Here is a 4,117-nt window from a genome sequence, read left to right as displayed (position 1 = left end):
GTCATCTCAGGCGCGCCCGTGCGCCGGGCGGACACGCGATGCGGCATGCTTGCCGGGTACCTGCTGATCGGGTACTGCTTTCGGGTGACGGGCCCGGCTCTTGGCAGGGTGTGATGCCGGACGGAGGCGTGCAGGACGTGGAGGTGCCCGCGCGGGTGAATGCCGTTGGCGATCGGAGTGCGCGATCCGCCGGGCTGGCCGGGGTGCGCGAGTACCGGTCGGTCCTGGTCCCGGTGGCGTTCGTGGTCGCGGTCCTGCTCGGCGTGGCCATCGGCTACGTGACCGCGGACCGGCAGTCCGCCACCGTGCATGCGCCTCAGACCGCCACCTCGCCCGCCCCGGAGCTGACCCCCGCGTTGCGGACCGCCCCGTGGGAGGGTGCGCGCCGACCAGGCACGGCCCATCAGATGCGGGTCCTCGACGAGCCTGATCCGGATGCCCTGCGGCTCGCGCTGTCGTGGACGGTCGCCGACTCCATCAAGGCGGCCGGGGGCGCTTCCACCATCTCCGCCCGGCAGGTGACGATCGTGAACGGGATGTACTTCGGCGCCGTCGAGGGCGTTGACGCGGCGCACGACGAGTACTGGGCGATCGGTCGCATCGAGGTCCAGGGGCCGGCCACGCCGCCGGTCGACCCGCACGTGTGGCGGCGGACCGGCGCTGGGCCCTGGACGATTGTCCGCAACGGCCCGCGGGCCTGTGACGTGCTTCCGCGCGCTCTGATCACCCTGTGGAAGGTCTCCCCGCCGCCCTGCACCGGGTGACCTGCACCGCCATGGTCTCCGGGGCACCCTCGACGTCGTACGGTCGGTCTGTGCCCTCGACAACGGCCGCGATAGCGTGACGTCATGCGGCTCGTCATCGCTCGCTGCAGCGTGGACTACGTCGGTCGGCTCACCGCACATCTGCCGAGCGCCGTCCGGTTGGTACTCGTCAAGGCGGACGGATCCGTCTCGATCCACGCCGACGGGCGGGCGTACAAGCCGCTCAACTGGATGAGCCCCCCGTGCGTCATCGCCGAGGCGGACGGGGTCTGGCGGGTCACCAACCGCGCGGCCGAGCAGCTCGTCATCACCCTCGAACAGGTGCTGCACGATTCCACGCACGACCTCGGCGTCGACCCCGGTCTGCGCAAGGACGGGGTGGAGGCGCATCTGCAGGTGCTGCTCGCCGACCGGCCCGACGCGATCGCGCCCGGACTCACCCTGGTGCGCCGCGAGTACGAGACCGGCATCGGGCCGGTCGACCTGCTGTGCCGCGGCGCGGACGGCTCAACGGTCGCCGTCGAGATCAAACGCAGGGGTGAGATCGACGGGGTGGAGCAGCTGACCCGGTACCTTGTCCGCCTGGAGGCCGACCCGGCGTTGCCGCATCCCGTGCGCGGCATTCTCGCGGCGCAGTCCATCACCCCGCAGGCTCGGCTGCTAGCGGCCGACCGGGGGCTGGGCTGCGCCATCGTCGACTATGACGAGCTGCGGGGCCTCGAACCGTCCATTCCGACGCTTTTCTGAAAGCGATTCCGCCGAACCCGCCCGGTCCGCCGAACCTGCGACGGCCGCCCGGCCGGCGTCCCCGGCCGGCGGCCGGTCCGTTCCCGCAGTGCGATCATGGGCCGGCGTCTCGAGAATATGGGAGGATCGCGGCGTTCGCCGTCTGACACCGCCCGGCCCGCGACGCCTACCTGTCGCCCGGGGCCCGTGTGCCGAAGTAGATGTGCCGAAGTAGAGGAGCCTGGGCATGATCGAGAGGCCCGCATCGGGAACCGGGCCGGCCGCGAACCCGGAGAAAAAGCCGGAGAACAGCCGGGACGACGCTGTGAGACACCGCCGGGTCGGGGTGGTGGGGCTCGGCACCATGGGCGCGGGCATCGCCGAGGTGCTGGCGAAGGCCGGTCTGGAGGTCGTCGGCATCGCGCGTGACGCCGACGCGCTCGCCCGCAGCCGGGCCCGGGTCGAGCACTCCCTCGACCGCGCGGGCCGCCACGGCAAGATCGACGACGCGACCAGGGAGGCCGTACTGGCCCGCCTGCGTCTCGGCACCGAGCTCGCGGCGGTCGCCGACTGCGAGCTGGTGATCGAGGCGATCGACGAGCGGATGAGCGCCAAACAGGCGCTTTTCGCCCGACTCGACGAGATCTGCCCCCCGACCACCGTCTTCCTGACGAACACCAGCTCCCTGTCGGTGACGGAACTCGCGGCGGGCACCGCCCGCCCGGAACGGGTGCTCGGCACCCACTGGTTCAATCCGGCGCCGGTGATGCGCCTGGTGGAGGTCGTGCGCACGGTCGTCACCGACCCGACCGTGCTGGCCGGGGTCATCGGCCTGGTCAACGACGTGGGGAAGACCGCGGTCGTCGCGGAGGACCGGGCGGGCTTCATCGTCAATGCGCTGCTGTTCGGGTATCTCAACAACGCCGTGCGCATGCTCGAGGCCCGGTACGCGGCCCGGGAGGACATCGACGCGGCCATGCGGCTCGGATGCGGGCATCCGATGGGCCCGCTCGCCCTGCTCGATCTGATCGGTCTGGACGCCGCCCACGAGATCCTCAACTCGATGTACCGGCAGTCCCGTGACCACCTGCACGCTCCGGCACCGCTGCTGAGCCAGCTCGTGCGCGCGGGCCTGCTGGGCCGCAAGAGCGGTCGTGGTTTCTACACCTACGCGGCACCGGACTCCTCCGAGGTGGTCGACGCGGTCGATCCGCTCGCCGACCGCCCGAGGCGGGGCCGCCCGGTGCGCTCGGTCGGCGTCGTGGGGAGCGGCACGATGGCGGGTGGCATCGCGGAGGTGCTGGCCCGGTCCGGGCACGACGTCCTCCTGCGGGCCCGGAGCGAGCGCACCCTCGCCGCCACCCTCGTGAAGATCGAGTCGTCGTTGTCGGCGTCGGTGGCCAGGGGGCGGCTGTCCGACGCCGACCGGCTGGCGGCCCTGGCTCGGGTGCGCGGCACGACCGATCTGGGTGAGCTCGGCCGCTGCGACCTGCTGCTCGAGGCGGTGGTGGAGGACCTGGCGGTGAAGCGGGAGCTGTTCGCCGACCTGGACAAGATCGCGGCGCCCGGCGCCGTGCTGGCGACTACCACGTCCTCGTTGCCGGTCATCGAATGCGCCACGGCCACCAGCCGGCCGCAGGACGTCATCGGTATGCACTGGTTCAACCCGGCCCCGGCGATGAAGCTGATCGAGGTGGTGCCCACGGTGCTCACCGGCGATGACGTGACAGCCACGGTCCTGGCGCTGTCCCGAGTGGCCGGGCGGCATCCGGTGCTCTGCGCCGACCGGGCGGGGTTCATCGTCAACGCGCTGCTGTTCCCCTATCTCAACGACGCGGTGAAGATGCTCCAGGCGCACTACGCGACGATCGAGGACGTCGACACGGCGATGACGGTCGGTTGCGGCCATCCGCTGGGCCCCTTCGCGCTCGCCGACGTGGTCGGCCTCGACGTCACGCTCGCGATCACGCGTTCGTTGTACGCGCAGTTCCGCGAGCCCGGCTACGCCCCGGCACCCCTGCTCGAACAGCTGGTTCGGGCCGGGTTCCTGGGACGCAAGACCGGCCGGGGGTTCCTCGACCATCCGCCGCGCTGAGCTCACCCGCCGCGCTGAGCACAAGATCGCTTCTGTCCGCGCGGACTAAGATGTCGACGGTCGGCGGGAAATCCCGATTCGCGCGGGAGGAGGCTGGAGCGGCGATGGTCGTGCTCGACAGGGACGCCATGCGAGCGTTCGGTCGGGAGGTCACGATGTTCCTTCCCGATCTGGTCCAGCTGCTGCGGCGGGTCGTCGCCGATCCGCGGGTCCCGCAGTCCGCGAAGGTGGAGGCCGCCGCGGCGCTCGCGTACCTCGTGTCGCCGAAGAACCGGCTGACCAACGCGATTCCGGTGGTGGGTCAGCTCGACGACGTCGCGGTCATCGCGTTCGCCTTCCGGCGGCTGGCTGTCGGAGCCGGGGAGCCGATCCTGCGTGAGCACTGGCGTGGCAGCGATCGCGGCTTCCAGCTGCTCATCAGTGCGTCGTCCGCCCTGGCGAGTCCGGCGGGGGCCGTGCGCAAGGCCAAGCTCGCCCGCTCGCTCGTGATGGCCGGCTTCGAGCGGGTCGGCGGGCGGGTGCGGTGGACGGG

At 71.6% G+C, this 4,117-nt stretch carries 4 protein-coding genes; all 4 read left to right on the top strand.

Annotated features, from left to right (window positions below; translation table 11 throughout):
* Positions 1–128 precede the first annotated feature (128 nt).
* Positions 129–764 carry a hypothetical protein gene (locus ACY5KJ_RS15845; protein WP_462186815.1) on the top strand — a complete coding sequence of 212 codons (636 nt, stop codon included), beginning with the start codon at positions 129–131 and terminating at the stop codon, positions 762–764.
* Between the two features lie 84 nt (positions 765–848).
* The gene (gene nucS, locus ACY5KJ_RS15840; RefSeq protein ID WP_462186814.1) at positions 849–1,511 is read left to right on the top strand and encodes an endonuclease NucS; all 663 of its coding nucleotides are present in this window, start codon (positions 849–851) and stop codon (positions 1,509–1,511) included.
* Between the two features lie 226 nt (positions 1,512–1,737).
* Positions 1,738–3,585 (top strand): 3-hydroxyacyl-CoA dehydrogenase family protein, encoded by a 1,848-nt coding sequence (locus tag ACY5KJ_RS15835; RefSeq protein ID WP_462186813.1) that lies wholly within the window; start codon positions 1,738–1,740, stop codon positions 3,583–3,585.
* A 104-nt stretch (positions 3,586–3,689) separates the two neighbouring features.
* Positions 3,690–4,117 (top strand): YkvA family protein (locus ACY5KJ_RS15830; RefSeq protein WP_462203704.1); only part of this gene is annotated, 428 nt, incomplete at its 3' end.

Source organism: Frankia sp. CcWB3, from assembly GCF_977927595.1.
The sequence above is the reverse complement of the archived record's forward strand: the minus strand, read 5'-3'. Positions and strand labels throughout refer to the sequence as shown.